Origin of the sequence: Epibacterium sp. MM17-32, from assembly GCF_022348205.1 — a bacterium.
Taxonomy (GTDB): domain Bacteria; phylum Pseudomonadota; class Alphaproteobacteria; order Rhodobacterales; family Rhodobacteraceae; genus Epibacterium.
The window spans coordinates 242802-259225 of record NZ_JAKRFC010000008.1 but is presented as its reverse complement, the minus strand read 5'-3'; the positions used below and the strand labels follow the sequence as shown (position 1 = coordinate 259225).

Annotated in this window: 10 protein-coding genes, 1 tRNA gene and 1 pseudogene; 4 read left to right on the top strand and 8 right to left on the bottom strand. The window is 60.8% G+C overall.

Annotated elements, in window-relative coordinates:
* Positions 1–26: 26 nt before the first annotated feature.
* Positions 27–2219 (bottom strand): excinuclease ABC subunit UvrB, encoded by a 2193-nt coding sequence (uvrB, locus tag MHM88_RS14865; RefSeq protein WP_239366861.1) that lies wholly within the window; start codon positions 2217–2219, stop codon positions 27–29.
* A gap of 199 nt (positions 2220–2418) precedes the next feature.
* On the opposite strand from uvrB, the gene MHM88_RS14860 reads away from it, so the two are divergent.
* Complete coding sequence (locus MHM88_RS14860) at positions 2419–2730, top strand: ETC complex I subunit (RefSeq protein WP_239323181.1); 312 nt, start codon at positions 2419–2421, stop codon at positions 2728–2730.
* Positions 2731–3042: 312 nt separating this feature from the next.
* Here the strand turns inward: MHM88_RS14860 and MHM88_RS14855 are convergent.
* From MHM88_RS14855 to MHM88_RS14845, 3 genes and pseudogenes are all read right to left on the bottom strand, one after another.
* Positions 3043–3366 (bottom strand): annotated as a pseudogene (locus MHM88_RS14855) (transposase); the annotation flags it as partial.
* 99 nt (positions 3367–3465) lie between these two features.
* Positions 3466–3540: transfer RNA gene (locus tag MHM88_RS14850), tRNA-Gln, on the bottom strand.
* Positions 3541–3768: 228 nt separating this feature from the next.
* The gene (locus tag MHM88_RS14845) at positions 3769–5433 is read right to left on the bottom strand and encodes a transcriptional regulator (protein WP_239323182.1); all 1665 of its coding nucleotides are present in this window, start codon (positions 5431–5433) and stop codon (positions 3769–3771) included.
* A 1059-nt stretch (positions 5434–6492) separates the two neighbouring features.
* On the opposite strand from MHM88_RS14845, the gene MHM88_RS14840 reads away from it, so the two are divergent.
* Entirely contained in the window at positions 6493–7488 is a 996-nt protein-coding gene (locus tag MHM88_RS14840) for a CehA/McbA family metallohydrolase (protein WP_239366858.1), read from the top strand.
* 129 nt (positions 7489–7617) lie between these two features.
* Here MHM88_RS14840 and cueR read toward each other — a convergent pair whose 3' ends face one another.
* On the bottom strand, positions 7618–8019 hold the full coding sequence (gene cueR / locus MHM88_RS14835; RefSeq protein ID WP_239323184.1) for a Cu(I)-responsive transcriptional regulator: 402 nt from the start codon (positions 8017–8019) through the stop codon (positions 7618–7620).
* 412 nt (positions 8020–8431) lie between these two features.
* Here cueR and MHM88_RS14830 point away from each other — a divergent pair, with 412 nt between their 5' ends.
* Both MHM88_RS14830 and MHM88_RS14825 read left to right on the top strand, forming a co-directional pair.
* Positions 8432–9544, top strand: coding sequence for an S-(hydroxymethyl)glutathione dehydrogenase/class III alcohol dehydrogenase (locus MHM88_RS14830; RefSeq protein WP_239367108.1), 1113 nt, complete (start codon positions 8432–8434; stop codon positions 9542–9544).
* A 264-nt stretch (positions 9545–9808) separates the two neighbouring features.
* The gene (locus MHM88_RS14825) at positions 9809–11134 is read left to right on the top strand and encodes an MFS transporter (RefSeq protein ID WP_239366844.1); all 1326 of its coding nucleotides are present in this window, start codon (positions 9809–9811) and stop codon (positions 11132–11134) included.
* Positions 11135–11188: 54 nt separating this feature from the next.
* On the opposite strand, the gene MHM88_RS14820 is transcribed toward MHM88_RS14825, so the two are convergent.
* From MHM88_RS14820 to MHM88_RS14810, 3 genes are read right to left on the bottom strand one after another with little or no spacing between them, the layout of a single operon-like run.
* Complete coding sequence (locus MHM88_RS14820; protein WP_239366841.1) at positions 11189–12709, bottom strand: SpoVR family protein; 1521 nt, start codon at positions 12707–12709, stop codon at positions 11189–11191.
* A 5-nt stretch (positions 12710–12714) separates the two neighbouring features.
* Complete coding sequence (locus tag MHM88_RS14815; RefSeq protein ID WP_239366838.1) at positions 12715–14031, bottom strand: YeaH/YhbH family protein; 1317 nt, start codon at positions 14029–14031, stop codon at positions 12715–12717.
* A gap of 18 nt (positions 14032–14049) precedes the next feature.
* Positions 14050–15984: a PrkA family serine protein kinase gene (locus tag MHM88_RS14810; protein WP_239323188.1), complete on the bottom strand. Its 1935-nt coding sequence runs from the start codon at positions 15982–15984 to the stop codon at positions 14050–14052.
* Positions 15985–16424: the final 440 nt, after the last annotated feature.

The following is a 16424-nucleotide window of genomic DNA, read 5'->3' as shown; positions in this document are numbered from 1 at the left end:
AGGCGCGCGGCCGTTGATCCGGCACGTCAGCGACCGCGCCGCTTCACGTTGCCGCCACGCTGCCCCGGACGTCCCGCAGTGGAGCGACCCCGGGTCTTGGTCGCCTGTTCCGCCGCGGCATCAACCGCAGATTGGCGGGCCAGCGGATCGTCGGCGATGGCAAGATCAACCGCTTCCAGCCGCTTGACCTCGTCACGCAGGCGCGCGGCCTCTTCGAATTCGAGGTTCTCCGCCGCCTTGCGCATCTGTTCGCGCAGCCCGGCCAGGTGGGCTTCGAAATTCGCGCCATGCAGCGGCTTGTCCACCGTCGCCGTGACCCGAGACATATCGGTATCACCCTCATAGAGACCGGCCAGTACGTCATCGACATTCTTGCGCACGGTCTCTGGCGTGATGCCATGTTCCGTATTGTAGGCGATCTGCTTTTCTCGACGGCGGTTGGTTTCCCCGATCGCCCGCTCCATGGATCCGGTGACCCGGTCGGCATACATGACGACCTTGCCGTCGGCATTGCGCGCCGCGCGTCCGATGGTCTGGATCAACGAGGTTTCCGAGCGCAGGAACCCTTCCTTGTCGGCATCGAGAATGGCCACCAGCCCGCATTCCGGGATGTCGAGCCCCTCACGCAGAAGGTTGATCCCGACCAGCACGTCAAACGCCCCCAGCCGCAGATCGCGCAGGATCTCGATCCGTTCCAGCGTGTCGATGTCACTGTGCATGTAGCGCACCTTGATGCCCTGTTCGTGCAGGTATTCGGTCAGGTCCTCCGCCATGCGTTTGGTCAGCACCGTGGCGAGCGTCCGATAGCCGTTGGCCGAGACCTTGCGGATCTCGTCCAGCAGGTCGTCGACCTGCATGTCCACCGGGCGGATCTCCACCTCCGGGTCCAGCAGCCCGGTGGGTCGGATCACCTGCTCCGAGAACACACCGCCGGATTGCTCCAGCTCCCAGGCGGCAGGCGTTGCCGAAACAAAAACCGACTGCGGGCGCATGGCGTCCCATTCCTCGAATTTCAGTGGCCGGTTGTCCATGCAGGACGGCAGGCGGAAGCCATGCTCGGCCAGCGTGAACTTGCGCCGATGGTCGCCTTTGTACATGCCACCGATCTGCGGCACCGACACATGGCTCTCATCGGCAAAGACGATGGCGTTGTCGGGGATGAACTCGAACAGCGTTGGCGGCGGCTCCCCCGGAGCGCGCCCGGTCAGGTACCGCGAATAGTTCTCGATCCCGTTGCAGTGGCCCGTCGCCTCCAGCATCTCGATATCAAAGTTGGTGCGCTGCTCCAGCCTCTGCGCCTCCAGAAGCTTGCCCTCGCTCACCAGATTATCAAGCCGCTGGCGCAGCTCATTCTTGATCGAGATCACCGCCTGATTGAGCGTCGGCTTGGGCGTCACATAGTGGGAGTTCGCATAAACACGGATTTTCTCGAAACTGCCGGTGCGTTCGCCGGTCAGCGGATCGAATTCGGTGATCGCTTCCAGTTCTTCACCAAAAAACGACAGCTTCCACGCCCGATCCTCAAGGTGTGCCGGAAAGATCTCCAGCGTGTCGCCCCGCACCCGGAAAGAGCCGCGCTGAAACGCCTGATCGTTGCGTTTGTATTGCTGGGCCACCAGATCGGCCATGATCTGGCGCTGGTCGTAATCCTTCCCGACCACCAGATCCTGCGTCATCGCCGAATAGGTCTCGACCGAGCCGATCCCGTAGATGCAGGACACCGACGCAATGATAATGACGTCATCGCGCTCCAGCAGCGCCCGCGTCGCCGAGTGGCGCATCCGGTCGATCTGTTCGTTGATCTGGCTTTCCTTCTCGATGTAGGTGTCCGAGCGCGGCACATAGGCCTCGGGCTGGTAGTAGTCGTAGAACGAGACGAAATACTCGACCGCGTTCTCCGGAAAGAAGCCCTTGAACTCGCCATAAAGCTGCGCTGCCAGGGTCTTGTTGGGCGCAAGGATGATCGCCGGACGCTGCGTTTCCTCAATCACCTTGGCCATGGTAAAGGTCTTGCCGGTCCCGGTCGCCCCCAGCAGCACCTGATCGCGCTCGCCGCCCAGGACGCCCTGGCTCAGTTCGGCGATCGCTGTTGGCTGATCGCCTGCCGGCGCAAAAGCCGTCTGCATGATGAATTTCTTGCCCCCTTCCAGCTTCTCGCGTCGCTCCGGCGCGCGGTCAGCCATCATTGGCAGGGTCTTGTCGGAATGGGCGTAGGGCATCAGCGACTCCTTGTCGGGCACGCAGACAGAGTTTGGTCCGTTTTTGTTCCACTTCAAGGGGCAAGTCAAACATCCCCTGCCCGCCGGATCGCGGGGTGGCGCCAGCACAACGCCATCCCGATCCGTGACATTTGCAATCTTGCCGCGCCGCTGCATCCATCGCATATAGAGGCAAAGGAATCTTCTTGAGGAGACAGCCATGCGCGCGCGGATTTACCGGCCAGCTCGAAACGCCATGACCTCTGGTATGGCCAAGACGCGGAAATGGGTGCTGGAATACGCCCCGGCCAGCGCGCGCGAAGTCGACCCGCTGATGGGCTGGACCTCCTCCTCCGACACCCAAAGCCAGGTGCGCCTGAAGTTCGACAGCAAGGAAGAAGCCCTGGAATATGCCGAGGATCACGGCATCGACGTTGAGGTACAAGAGCCCAAGACCCGCAAGCCCAACCTGCGCGCCGGCGGCTATGGCGAGAACTTCGCCACCAACCGCCGCGGCCCCTGGACACACTAGGTTTGTGTCAAAGCCACTGAGCTGAGGGGCTGATCGTTCCGGCGAGACGTCAGAGAATGCAGATGCAGGCGCAAACGAAAGCATAAACCTGCGCGGGGCTGTAAAGAGCGATACCTATCGCCGGTACCTCTGTTCTGATCTCTGACAAACGGTGATAGAGGCGCCGGAGCAGATGCTCCGGCGCCTTTCGCGTATGGAGGGAGTGCACGGTTCATAGCTTGAAGCTGCGGAACCAGCCGAGGGCCGTCGCGCCGTCGTGCCGTTGCTGTACGCACCTACCCTCTCGTTGATTGCGAAGCAATCAACGAGAGGGATCATCACAGCCTTCTGTTCGCCGTGGGCCGTAGCCAGCCCGAACATCATCCGCGCGAAGATACTATTCTCGCTCCAACGCTTCCAGCGGTTGTAAAGCGTCTTGTTTCGACCTTAGGCAGCAGGAGCGTCGCGCCAACGCAAGCCATTGCGAACGATGAAGATAATCCCACTCAATACTCGCCTGTCATCGACCCGAGGCTTGCCATGAGGTTTCGGAAAGACAGGTTTCGATCACGCCACCTGCGCGTCGATCAGCCAGAAGAAATCAGACCTGTCACCGCTCCATTCTCGAGGCCGTGAATCACGCGCTGTGGCGGAAATCAATGCATCCTCACCCGAGCCAGTAAACTGAAGCACTTAACGGGGGCATTCCGGTCACCGGTTCTTGGCGACAGTCTTGCTACGATGTTCAGGAGTTGGTGGCTGGGATGGTAGGATTCGAACCTACGGTACACTGTACCAAAAACAGTTGCCTTACCACTTGGCTACATCCCAACACTGTCTGTGAGGGGCCTTCTAATATCTGTTGAGAGGGGCTGCAAGGGGTTTTTCGCAAAAAAAGCACGCGGCACAGGAAACCCACGGCTTATTCATTGGAATCAGACCCCTAACAGCACCGAACCTGCGATCACATTCCGGAAACCAGACACATTGTGCGATAGAAAACAGGAGCCCGAAGGCTCCCGTTCCAGCAGAGATATCGCTCAGGTGGCGAAGGTAAGATCACTCCGGGACACCCGCCTCGCGCAGCGCACTGACCCAATCCTGTCCGGACGGCGTGAACGCAGCGGCATGTTCCTGCATGTAGCGTGACAGGCAGAAATCCGGGGTCACCTTCATCAGGCATTCCACCACATCCCGCGCCTCCTGGCCGCGTCCCGACATTTGCAACGCGATCGCCTTGGTGCGCAACGTGGCCGGATAGCTGTCGTTCTCCTGAAGAGACTGATCGGCAAGCTCGATCGCACGATCATAGTCCCGCGCAGCAAGATTGACCGATGCCGCGAGCGAGTCGAAATAGTAGCGCTGCGGGCCAAGCGGCGTCAGCTTGCGCGCGGCCTCGGTCAGGCGCAGCCCCTCGTCGGGGTGGTTCTGCATGGCCCGGGTGGCCCCTTTCAGAAGCAACGCCAGTGCTTCGTTCGGATTGTCCTGCAACGCCTTGTCATAGGAATACTGCGCAGTGTCGAAATCAAAGGTCAGATAGCTGGCGATCATGCCCTTCAGCGTATGCGCCAGCGAGAACGCCGGGTCCTGCGCCAAGGCGGCATTGGCGAGGTTCTCCGCCATCAGCGTGCTCTTGTGACGATCCTCCGACAGGCCCTTTTGCACCCGCATCACATGCCAGATCCCGGCCCAGGTCAGCACCACCGGATGGTGCATTTCGCGCTCCATCAACGTATCCAGGATCTCGTTGGATTTCTCGAACTGATCCAGATGCTTGCTCTGCATCATCACGATCGCCGCCATCAGCAATGTGTGGTTGGCCAGGTTCGACAAGGGGCGGAAACTGACCAGCCGCACAGCTTCGCCAACGACGGTCTGGCCGATCTGGCTGGTGGCCTCGCGCAGCGCCGTGCTCTGCCCCATCAACAGGCCTGACAGGCTACCGCGGAATTCCCGTGACCAGATCACCTTTTCCCGGTGCGAGTCGTGCAGATCGATCTGCGCAATGTAGTCATGGCCGTTGAGGAACACCGAACCGGAGACTAGGTAACTGACGCCCGCCACCGACGACACTTCGGCCGGGCGCACCTCCTCCAGGCTGAACTGGCGGGACGCCATGTAGGAGGTCACGGAGAAGGCCTGACTTCGCGACAGGTGTCGTGACAATTCCTCGGACAGGATCGCCCCCAACGGCGCATTCGAGCCGCCCGGAGAGCGCTGCATAAATGGCAGCACCGCAATCGAGGGCAACAATTCATCCAGAATGACGCGACTGCGGTCACGCGGTCCCCAGGGCGGGTCCTGCGGCGCAGCACTGCGCCCCTGCGATTGATCCCGCATTTCGGTCAGCCATTCCGCAAATGCATGCTCATGGGGCAATTCAAAACCTTCCATAAACACACCACGGCTGGGATCATTTTCCACCTCGACCATATCGAGATTGAGCGTGACGCGCTCTCGATTTGCAGTCAGAGCGGCGGACGCCGAGGGACCGATATGTTTTCGTAAAGTGGACAGCGCAGTGCGCAGGCTTGCCTTGGCCTGTTCGGGCTGCGCAAAGCTCCACAGGGTGTGTTCCAGGAATGCGCGTGTTCGGATCCCGTCTTCGGCGGTGATCAGAAGCGCCATGAGCGCCTGATGCTTCGCACCGAGTTGAATGGGTTCCCCATCTGGCCTGAATACACCAAACGCGCCGTACTGACGGACTTTCAAAACTACAACCATTGGACACTCTCGCCATACAAGTTACTAGAGCCACTATGGCAAAACACTCACAAATTGCACATTAGCAACTTCACGTGAATCATTAAAGCACCAAAACCCGAGATCACCAACAGAAAAATAATTGAAAACAAAACACAGCACTTTCAGCGGGTTAACGGTCTGTAAACAGATGGCGCGAATAATTAACGCGCTCAAGTATTTAACAACCTTAGATTGTTTATTGAAACTTCAGACCCGCAACCTGAAGGAATGCTGCATCGCAAAAGGCGTTGATGTATATGATTTTTCATATTTATTGAATGTTCGTTTGGTTTTTTGAATCCCGAATTGAGCGAGGCTCCGGACAGACGCCTTCGGCCCCTTACCTTCTCCTCCGTGAGCGTTGTCGCCAGCCCGGACCCCATCGAACCCGCGGGTTTGATGGTACCCTTTGGCCTCCATCCGGAAAATTTTCGCGTATTATTAACGGTCGACCACGGCAGATACCCGGATATCGCCGGGTCTACAGGCGCTAGGGTTGCTTTACCCCACGCTTGTGCGGGGCCGCGGCGGGAACTGTGGTTCTCCAAATCATCCAGACACCCCACGTCTGCCAGCAGACCTAGGCCACCTCTGCCAGCAGATCTAGGACTGAGCCCCGACAGCGCGCACACCCCAGTCCGTCACTTGCACCTGAGGTTTGGAATGCGTATGGCAGCGCCCGCGCGATGTGGCCCCGCCGGTCTCCTCCATTCCCGATGCGGGTGCCGCTTCCCAACGGTGCCGTGGCACCGCGCGCTTTGCCCTCTCGCAAGCCGAGCTTGCGGGACGGGGCGCATCTGTACCGGCCTGCCGGTGCATCGCAGAGTGCGTCGGCACGCTGCGGGACTGGTCGGGCGTGGCTCCTCCCGCCTCCCCCTCTTTCATCAGTCATGCGCCCCGGGCACGCGCTCCGGGCGCACGCGATCCCCCTCGGTTCAGGCAACGCAGAAGCCTTTGCCGTGTCATGAATGCGTCATGCACCTGTTGCAGTCCCCCTGTAGAGGGGCGGAATTGACGATCAGACCAGATGAGAGCCGCATGCAACTGCCCCCCTTCGACACGCCCGGCCGCTTCTTCCGCGGCAACCTGCACACGCATTCAGACATGACCGACGGCGCCTTGCCGCCACAAGAGGTCTGCAGAAGATACAAGGCAGAAGGCTATGATTTCATCGCGCTCACCGATCACTTCGTTGGACGCTGGAACTACCCAATCACCGACACGACACCCTATCGGGACGAAAATTTCACCACGCTCCTGGGAGCTGAATTGCACTCGGGCGCACAGGAAAACGGCGCGCTGTGGCACCTTCTGGCGGTCGGGCTCCCGGCCGATTTCGAACCGTCGCATTCCCCGGATTTCCAGCCGGTCCTGGGCCAGGAAACCGGACCGGAGATCGCCGAGCGCGCCCGCAAGGCAGGTGCATTTGTCGCCCTCGCCCACCCGCAATGGTCGGGGCTGACGATGGCGGATGCCCGCAGCATTACAGCAGCCCATGCGGTGGAGATCTACAACCACGAGTCGCACAGCTTTGCAGACCGGGGCACCGGCATGCCGACGCTGGATCTGCTGTTGTCCGAAGGGCGCAGGTTGACCCTGATCGCGACGGATGACGCCCATTTCAAGGCACCGGATGCCTTTGGCGGCTGGGTCATGGTGAAGGCCCGCGAAAACACGCCCGAGGCCCTCTTGGACGCCCTGAAGGCGGGGTTGTTCTACTCCTCTCAGGGACCGGAGATCCACGGCATCTGGTATGAGAACGGCCGCGTCCGCGTCAAATGCTCTGCGGCCACCACGGTTATCGTGCAAGCGCCGGGCAATGCATCAACCATGGTCACCGGAAGCAGCCTGACAGAGGCCACCATTGCGCTTGGCCAATTGGCCCAGAGCCCGTGGTTGCGTGTGACGGTCATTGACCGCGCCGGCAAACGCGCCTGGTCGAACCCGTTCTGGCCGGCAGACCTCGCGGATCAGGCGAACCTTGCGGATCAGGCACAGGCCTCCGATCCGGACGCGCCCCCGCCGCGCCCATAGGGCGCGGCGCCCGGCCCAACGGGAGGGCGGTGCATCTCAGATGCACCCCCGACGGGCGGGAGCTCCCCCGGTCGCCATCACGCACTGCCATCAACCGGCCGGCTGCCTCCGCAAGAGGAAACGCAGCATTCAGCCCGTGTCCTCGCAATCGCCAGACAGGTCTTTCAGGATCGGACAATCCGGGCGATTGTCGCCGGCACAACAGGTGATCAACTCTCGCAAAGTCTCGCGCATGGCCTCAAGGTCGGCGATCTTTGCCTCGATCTTGGTCAAATGCGCCTGAGCCAATTGCTTTACGTCCGCGCTGGCGCGCGTTTCATCCTCGTAAAGCCCAAGCAGGACCCGACAATCCTCGATGGAGAACCCCAGCGCCCGTGCCCGGCCCAGAAACGCCAGCTTGTGCAGGTGGCGCTCCTCAAAGCAGCGATAGCCATTGGCGCTGCGGTTGGGACGTATCAGACCGATGTCCTCATAGTAGCGGATCGTCTTGGCCGGCAATCCCGACCTGGCCGCCACATCACCGATATTCATCTGTCTTTGCCTCCCAAACGCTTGCCCCGCGCCCGGCTTTCATCCGCCGCGCGCCTGTCTGCCAAGATGGACGCGACCGCCGGTAATCTCAAGCCACTCCACGGAAACTTGAGCGCAATGGCGGGGCATGACGCAGGGAATGACGCTTCTGTCGGTTTTAAGCACCACCCGCCCCGCCTGCGCCCGCTATAGATCATCCTGACGATGCACGAGCGCCCCGGCTTTCGACAGTTGCGCACGCCCCGTGGCGTGATGTAGCTGTTAAGAAATCCGCACAGTGCCCGACAGCCCCGTGGAACACGGTCGCCCCGGCGACCAAACCGGCCGGATCTGCGCGTGCAGGCTTGCTCCGGGAGCAGGCAGCGCACGCGCGTAACGGCCTGAAAAGTCTGAGAAGAAGGACAAAGCGATGATCAAGACCCGCGCCGCAGTGGCTCTCGAAGCAGGCAAGCCGCTGGAAATTATGGAAGTGAACCTCGAAGGCCCCAAGGCGGGCGAGGTTCTGGTAGAGATCAAGGCCACCGGCCTGTGCCACACCGACGAATTCACCCGCTCCGGCGATGACCCCGAAGGCATCTTCCCGGCGATCCTCGGCCATGAGGGCGCCGGTGTGGTGATCGAGGTGGGCGAAGGCGTCAAAAGCCTGAAACCCGGCGATCACGTGATCCCGCTCTATACGCCAGAGTGCCGCGAGTGTGATTACTGCCTCAACCCCAAGACCAACCTGTGTCAGGCCATCCGCTCGACGCAGGGTCAGGGTCTTCTGCCCGATGGCACCACCCGCTTCTCGCTGGAGGACGGCACCCCGATCCACCACTACATGGGCTGCTCCACCTTCGCCAACCACACCGTGGTGCCGGAGATCGCGCTGGCAAAAATCCGGAATGACGCACCCTTCGACAAGGTCTGCTACATCGGCTGCGGCGTGACCACCGGCATTGGTGCGGTCATCAATACCGCCAAGGTCGAAATCGGCTCCACCGCCATCGTGTTTGGCCTCGGCGGCATCGGCCTCAATGTGATCCAGGGCCTGCGTCTGGCCGGTGCGGATCAGATCGTCGGCGTCGACCTCAACCCCGGCAAGGTCGCAATGGCCGAGAAATTCGGCATGACCGATTTTGTGAACCCCTCCGAGGTGACCGGCGATCTGGTGGCGCATCTGGTTGAACTCACCGGCGGCGGTGCCGATTACACCTTTGATGCCACCGGCAACGTCAACGTGATGCGCACCGCACTGGAAGCCGCGCACAAGGGCTGGGGCGAAAGCATCATCATCGGTGTTGCACCTGCCGGGGCCGAGATCTCCACCCGTCCGTTCCAGCTGGTCACCGGCCGCTCCTGGCGTGGCACCGCCTTTGGCGGCGCCTCCGGCCGCACCGATGTGCCGAAAATCGTCGATTGGTACATGGACGGCAAGATCGAGATCGATCCGATGATCACGCACAAGCTGACCCTCGATCAGATCAACGAAGGATTCGAGCTGATGCATGAGGGCAAGTCGATCCGGGCCGTCGTGGAGTTCTGATCCACGCGGAGGCGCGACGCCGCCTGCCCCCGCAAGGGCCCAAAAATAGCGCGGACCGTTCGCCCGGTCCGCGTTTCCAAGCCGCAGAGCTGCGCCGTCAGCGCCTGCCTGCATCTTATCCCGGCCTGCCTGCGCGTCATAGCGGATGGCGCTCCAGCGTTTCTCTCGGGTTAACTGCTTTTTTGATCTTCCGGCTCTCTTGCGGCGCTCTTCCCCGTGATGCAGGCTGCATCTGCCCCGCCCGAGGGGGCACCAGGATTTCACATGTTGCACCTGTTCCACAACCGGACCTATCGGCACCTCTTTGCAGCGCAAGTGATTGCGCTTTTGGGGACTGGGCTGGCCACGGTGGCACTTGGCCTGGCCGCCTATGACATTGCCGGTGACCGCGCCGGCAGCGTTCTGGGGACGGCGCTTGCCATTAAGATGATCAGCTATGTGACCCTTGCCCCGATCGCCGCAGCGCTGGCCGACCGGGTTCCGCGGCGGATGTGGTTGGTCATGCTCGACCTGATCCGGGCCGCCGTGGTGCTCGGGCTGCCTTTTGTCAGTTCGGTCTGGCAGATCTATGGGCTGGTCTTTCTGTTGCAGGCCGCCTCTGCAGGGTTCACGCCGGCCTTTCAGGCCACAATCCCGGACATCCTGCCGGATGAAGAGGACTATACCCGTGCCCTGTCCCTGTCCCGCCTCGCTTACGACCTGGAGTCCCTGGCCTCGCCCGCCCTTGCGGCGCTGCTGCTGACGGTTGTCAGCGCCCCGTCCCTGTTCTTCGGCACCGCATTGGGCTTTGCCCTTTCCGCATTGCTGGTGATCTCGGTCCGCCTGCCCGCAGCAAGACCACAACCGCCGCGCGGGTTTTATGACCGTACCACGCGGGGCCTGCGGATCTATCTGCGCACCCCGCGTCTGCGTGGTTTGCTGGGATTGTCGCTGGCGGCTGCGGCGGTCTCCTCGATGGTGTTCGTGAACACGGTGGTAATGGTGCGCGGGTCACTCGGCCTTGGCGAAGGGGAGGTCGCGCTGGTGCTTGGCGCCTTCGGCGCCGGTTCGATGCTGACCGCATTGTTCCTGCCGGGCCTCCTCGGTCAACTGCAGGATCGCAAGGTGATGCAGAGCTTTGCGGCCCTCGGCTGCGCATCCCTCTGTGCAACAGCCGTCTGGTCTGTCGCCGGCCTGACGCTGAGCGGCCTGTTGCTCTGCTGGTTTCTCGCGGGCGTTGGCTATTCCGGGACATTGACGCCGGCGGGGCGCCTGTTGCGCCGCTCTGCCCACCCGGAGGACCGGGCGGCCGTCTTTGCGGCTCAATTCACGCTCTCTCACGCGTGCTGGCTGTTGTGCTATCCGCTGGCCGGGCTGGGCATGACCTATTTCGGGCAGGAGATAATCCTGGTGGTCCTCGCCCTGATCGGCTGTTGCGGCCTTCTCGCAGGGAGCCGGGCCTGGCCGCTCGGCTCCGCCGCCCCCCTGCCCCACGCGCATCCGGATCTCCCCGACGACCACCCGCATCTGTTGGCGCATCCGTCGCGGCCGCACACCCATCCGGTCGTGATCGACGACCTCCACCCGCATTATCCGCCCCTCGTGCCCTGACCGAAGCGTTCCCGGGTACGACCGCAGCAACAAGAGCGCAATGCCGCAGCGGGATCAGGTCTGGCCAGTTGCCTCGACGGCGGCGAGCTTGACATCATAGCCCCACAAGCGGCGCAGATGCCTGAGAACTTCGTCGCGATCCTCTTCGGCCAGATGCACATTGTCCCGCACCCGATGGGTGAGTTTCAGGGTCCGATCTCCCTTCAGATCCGCGTCCGTCACCTGAATGTCCGGCTCGATATAGGCCAGGTCGTATTGCCTGGCGAGGTCACGCCGGATCGCCCTGTAGCCAGCGCGGTTGTGGATCTGGCTGATCACCAGCTGCGGATGCGTCTCATCGTCGGTCAGCGTGAACAGCTTGAACTTGCGGATCAGATGCGGCGACAGGAATTGCTGGATAAAGCTCTCGTCCCGGTAGTTGGCCCAGGCGTTGCGCAACACGCCGCGCCAGTCCGGATCGCCCGCGATATCCGGGAACCACTCGCGATCCTCGTCGGTGGGCGCCTCGCAGATCCGCCGGATGTCCTGCATCATCGCAAAGCCCAGCGCATAGGGGTTGATACCGGAATAGCGGGGATCATCATACTCGGGCTGCATCACCACATTGGTGTGGCTGTGCATGATCTCCATCAACGCCCCTTGGGTGATCAGCCCCTGATCGTAGAGCTTGTTGACGATGTAGTAATGCACAAAGGTGGCGCAGCCCTCGTTCATCACCTTGGTCTGTTTCTGCGGGTAGAAATACTGCGCCAGCATCCGCACGATGCGCAGGATTTCGCATTGCCAGGGAGCCAGCACGGGGCTGTGCTTCTCCAGGAAATAGAGAATGTTCTCCTGCGGCATGTTCATCTGCTTGCGCCGGTCGGCATGGCCGCTGTCTTCACCGTCCACCTCGGGGTCGCGCTTCAGGCCAAGCGTCGCGTCGGTCCAGATATCAAGCGCGCTTTGGCCTTTTTCATAAGCCTCCCGCATCTGCTGCATGGCCTTGCGCTCTTCGGCGGTGGGCTTGGGCGGGCGACCATAGCGGAACACGCCCTGCGATTGCAGCGCATGGGCAGCGTCCAGCACCTCCTCCACCGCATCATAGCCGTAGCGTTCCTCGCAGGCGGCGATGTAGTTCTTGGCGAAGGCCAGATAGTCGTGGATGCCATCGGCATCGGTCCATTGCTGGAACAGATAGTTGTTCTTGAAGAAGTGGTTATGCCCAAAGGCCGCATGCGCCATCACCAGCGTCTGCATCGCCATGGTGTTTTCTTCCATGTTGTAGCTGATGCAGGGATTGGAGTTGATGACGATCTCATAGGCCAGCCCCTGCCGCCCGGTGCGATAGAGCGCCTCGTCACGGGCGAAATGCTTGCCAAAGGACCAGTGGTGATACATCAGCGGCAGGCCGACGCAGGAATAGGCATCCAGCATCTGCTCAGCCGAAATGATCTCGATCTGGTTCGGGTAAACATCCAACCCCAGATCCTCAAGCGCGATCTTTTCAATGGCGTCGCGGGCCTTTTCCAACAGCTCGAATGTCCACTCCGGCCCGGTAAACAGCGGTGTGGCGGTGGATTTTGCAGTCTGCATGAGGCTTAGCCTTTCACCTTGGGCAGGAAGAACTCCCGGAAGATCGGATAGATGTGCCCGGGTTCGGACACGCGCTGCATTTCGAAATGCGCGACCTTGTCCTTGACCTGCCGGTAGTTCTGCCAGAGATCCTCGCCCGCCTCGGTGTTGTCGAGCAGCATCTGGGCGCTCTCCTCGACGATCTCCACATAGGCGTAGAACTGGCAGACCGGCAGCAACTGCTCGGTCAGGATCTTGCGGCAACGCACCGAGTCATTGCCGAAATTCTCCCCGTCCGAGGCCTGTGCGCCGTAGATGTTCCACTCGTCCGGCGGGTAGCGTTCGTCGATGATTTCCTTCATCTTTTCCAGCGCGGTGGAGACGATCGTCCCGCCGGTTTCGCGGGCGTAGAAAAACGTCTCCTCATCAACCTCCTGCGCGTAATGGGTATGGCGCACAAAGACGATTTCGGTGTGCTCATAGCCGCGCGTCAGGAACAGATGCAGCAACAGGAAGAACCGTTTGGCCAGATCCTTTTCGCGCTCCTGCATGGAGCCGGAGACATCCATCAGGCAGAAGACCACGGCACGGGAGTTGCGGATCTTTTCCGGGACAAAGGTATCAAACCGCAGATCCAGCGGGTCGATATAACCGACCACGCGGCGCTTGCGCTTGATGCCGTCGAGTTTGACCTTCAACTCCTCCAGCAGTGACTCCTGGCTGGGCGAACGCGCCTCGACCGCTTCCAGATCGGCAATCTGCGCTTCCAGGTCGCGCTGGCTCTTGGTGGTGGGGCGCTGCAGGGCGATGCGGCGGCCAAGAGAATTGCGCATGGTGCGCACGAGGTTCAGGTTGTTAGGGGTGCCGGCCGTGGTGAGGCCCGCGCGGCGGGTGCCGATGGTCTCGGTCTCCACCGTGGCCTTTTCCACCAGATCCGGCAGCTCCAGCCCGTCGAACAGGATTTCAAGGTATTCATCCCGCGTCAGGGTGAAGGAAAACTCGTCATCCCCCTCCCCGTCTTCGGAGGCCTTGCGCCCGCCTTCGCCAGCACCGCCCTGCGGCCGGTCGATGGTGTCGCCCACAACAAACTCCTTGTTGCCGGGCAATACGTGGCGGCGATTGCCGCCGGGGCCGTGATACAGGCGCGGTTCCTTCAGCCCCTTGGCGGGAATGGTGATTTTCTCGCCATTTTCCGGAACGCTCTCGCCCTTGCCGATGGATTTCTCCCGGACTGAACGGTCAACGCGTTCCTTGATGTTCTCGCGCGCGCGTCTGAGGAACCGTTGCCGGTTCCCCAAGCTTTTGCCCTTTGGATTTGCGCGCCTGTCGATGAAGTGGTGCATATAGACACCTCCCGCCTGTTAGCCCGCCTTGTTCACTCGCATGTACCATTCGACGAGGCGTCGGACCTGCCTATCGGTGTAGCCATGCTCGCGCATGCGTTCGACGAATTCCTGGTGCTTGCTCTCGGTCTGGCTGTCCTTCTTGGACCCGAAGGAGATCACCGGCAGCAGTTCCTCGACCTGGCTGAACATATGCTTTTCGATCACATCGCGCAGTTTCTCATAGGAGTTCCACGCCGGGTTCGAGCCGGTGTTGGCGCGGTGCCGCAGGGCAAATTTCACAACCTCGTTGCGGAAATCCTTGGGATTGGCGATGCCGACCGGCTTTTCGATCTTCGACAGTTCCGCGTCCAGCACCTCGCGATCGTAGAGCTGCCCGGTATCGGGGTCTTTATAGTCCTGCTCTTCGATCCAGGCGTCCGCATAAGAGATATAGCGGTCAAAGACGTTCTGACCGTATTCGGTATAACTCTCCAGATAGGCCTTCTGGATCTCGTTGCCGATGAACTCCTCGTAGCGCGGCGCAAGCTCGGTCTTGATGAACTCCAGGTATTTCTGTTCCGTCTCCTGCGGGAATTGTTCGCGCTTGATCATCCCTTCCAGCACATACATCAGATGCACCGGATCGGCTGCGACCTCTTTGGTGTCATGGTTGAACACCGACGACAGCACCTTGAAGGCAAAGCGGGTGGAAACCCCGTTCATGCCTTCGTCGACGCCGGCGCGGTCCTGATATTCCTGTACGGTCTTGGCCTTGGGGTCGGTGTCTTTCAGGCTCTCGCCGTCATAGACCCGCATCTTGGAGTAGAGATTTGAGTTCTCATGCGGCTTCAGTCGTGTCAGCACCGAGAACCGGCTGAGGATCTTGAGGGTTTCCGGCGCACAGGGCGCTTCGCGCAGCTCGGAGTTCTGGATCAGCTTTTCGTAGATCTTCGCCTCGTCCGAAACCCGCAGACAATACGGCACCTTCACGATCGACACCCGGTCGATAAAGGCCTCGTTGTTCTTGTTGTTCTTGAACTGCTGCCATTCGCTCTCGTTGGAATGCGCCAGGATCAGGCCGTTGAAGGGGATCGCGCCGAAACTCTCGGTCCCCATGTAGTTGCCTTCCTGCGTGGCGGTCAGCAGCGGGTGCAGCATCTTGATCGGCGCTTTGAACATCTCGACGAACTCAAGCACACCCTGCGTGGCCCGGTTCAGACCGCCGGAAAAGCTGTAGGCATCCGGATTGTCCTGACTGTAGTGTTCCAGCTGGCGAATATCGACCTTGCCGACCAGGGTGGAGATGTCCTGATTGTTCTCGTCCCCCGGCTCCACTTTGGCGACACAGATGCGACGCAGGCGCGAAGGATGCAGGCGCACGACGGTAAACTTGTTGATGTCGCCCTCGAACTCGTCCAGCCGCTGCACCGCCCAAGGCGACATCAGCCCCGGCAGGCGATGGGTCGCGATCCCGTATTCTTCTTCCAGGATCGGCCCCATCCGTACCGGATCAAACAGGCCCAGCGGGCTTTCAAAGATTGGTGACAGGTCGTTGCCGGCTTTCAGCACGTAGATCGGCTGATCCTCGACGATCCGCTTCAGCCGTTCCGCCAAAGAGGACTTACCGCCCCCGACCGGCCCCAGCAGGTAGAGGATCTGCTTGCGCTCCTCCAACCCCTGCGCCGCATGGCGGAAGTATCCCACGATCCGCTCGACCGTGTCCTCCATGCCGTAGAAATCCTTGAAAGCGGAATAGCGTTTGATCGTCCGGTTCTGGAAGATCGGCCCCAGCCGGGCGTCCTTTGATGTGTCAACCAGTTCCTCGTCGCCGATCGCCTTCAGCATGCGTTCCGCGACATTGGCGTACATGCTGGGATCATCGCGACAGGCCGTGAGATAGTCCTGCAAAGACATTTCCTGCTCGCGCGTCTGGCCATAGGCCTCTGCAAAAAGCTCTGCAACTTTATTCATCGGGGTCTCGCCTCCTGGTTAACGTCGTTACCCGTCCTCCTGGGTTCTGGGATTCCACGCGAACAGGGTAGCCTGACGAGGGCCGTTGAGGTGTCCGCGTTAAGTGTGGTCTTTGGGTTCTGCTCGGCGCTCGTGGCCGTCTCCCGACCCAGCATCCCTCTCTCCCTTAACGGTAGAGGGATTTTGACTGGCGCCAAGGGCCTCGGCGTCGGATATCTTTTACTGATAGCATACACTACATGTGCCACTCAGCATAACGAACTTTGGTATATTTTCTATTAATACCAGTAAACTTTTATGTTCCTCTGCTTCAAATGTGAGCGATCAGAGCGTCAGAAAGTGTGAATGCCTCGTTCTTGACCCGCAGCCGCGACGCTTTGGATGGCCTGCGCAACACCGGTTCACAGCTGATTTGCGATGCTGAACGATGCCACACGACG

Bases quoted from the DNA above. Each gene is read 5' to 3' on its own strand.
- uvrB (WP_239366861.1), bottom strand. From the start codon at position 2,219: ATGCCCTACGCCCATTCCGACAAGACCCTGCCAATGATGGCTGACCGC.
- cueR (WP_239323184.1), bottom strand. From the start codon at position 8,019: ATGAATATCGGTGATGTGGCGGCCAGGTCGGGATTGCCGGCCAAGACG.
- MHM88_RS14815 (WP_239366838.1), bottom strand. From the start codon at position 14,031: ATGCACCACTTCATCGACAGGCGCGCAAATCCAAAGGGCAAAAGCTTG.
- MHM88_RS14825 (WP_239366844.1), top strand. From the start codon at position 9,809: ATGTTGCACCTGTTCCACAACCGGACCTATCGGCACCTCTTTGCAGCG.
- MHM88_RS14810 (WP_239323188.1), bottom strand. From the start codon at position 15,984: ATGAATAAAGTTGCAGAGCTTTTTGCAGAGGCCTATGGCCAGACGCGC.
- MHM88_RS14845 (WP_239323182.1), bottom strand. From the start codon at position 5,433: ATGGTTGTAGTTTTGAAAGTCCGTCAGTACGGCGCGTTTGGTGTATTC.
- MHM88_RS14820 (WP_239366841.1), bottom strand. From the start codon at position 12,709: ATGCAGACTGCAAAATCCACCGCCACACCGCTGTTTACCGGGCCGGAG.
- MHM88_RS14840 (WP_239366858.1), top strand. From the start codon at position 6,493: ATGCAACTGCCCCCCTTCGACACGCCCGGCCGCTTCTTCCGCGGCAAC.
- MHM88_RS14860 (WP_239323181.1), top strand. From the start codon at position 2,419: ATGCGCGCGCGGATTTACCGGCCAGCTCGAAACGCCATGACCTCTGGT.